Below are 434 nucleotides of genomic sequence, written 5' to 3'. Positions count from 1 at the left end.
TCGGCGTGGCCAAACACGCTTCGCTGGTATTCGTTGGCGTCCCTGTCCTCTACACACCTTGGGCGGACTTCCCCATCAACGGCAACCGCAAAAGCGGCCTGCTCGTTCCGACCATTGCCACAGGTTCAGACGGCCTTGAGCTGAGCCGGCCCTACTACTTCAACCTTGCCCCAAATTTGGATGCCACCATCCGTCCGGGCATTATCAGCAAACGCGGCGTGCAGCTTGGCGGACAGGTTCGCTATCTCGAGCCGAAATTTAACGGCGTCATCGACGGCGATTGGATGCCGCACGATAAAAAACGCCACGAAAACAGCCGCTATCAAATCAAGTTTGACCACAATCACCAACTGACCGACAAACTCAGCGGCGGCATCAGCTTCAATCAGGTTTCAGACGACAATTACTACCGCGACTTCTACGGACGCGAGGAC

The 434-nt window shown here is 56.0% G+C and carries 1 protein-coding gene; it reads left to right on the top strand.

The annotated features are described in order from the left end of the window. Window positions 1-434 (top strand): LPS-assembly protein LptD (locus ACTHTS_RS11340; RefSeq protein WP_440370098.1); only part of this gene is annotated, 434 nt, incomplete at both ends.

Source organism: Neisseria sp. P0019.S003 (genome assembly GCF_051957115.1).
In the GTDB taxonomy this organism is placed as follows: domain Bacteria; phylum Pseudomonadota; class Gammaproteobacteria; order Burkholderiales; family Neisseriaceae; genus Neisseria; species Neisseria flavescens_D.
The sequence above is the reverse complement of the archived record's forward strand: the minus strand, read 5'-3'. Positions and strand labels throughout refer to the sequence as shown.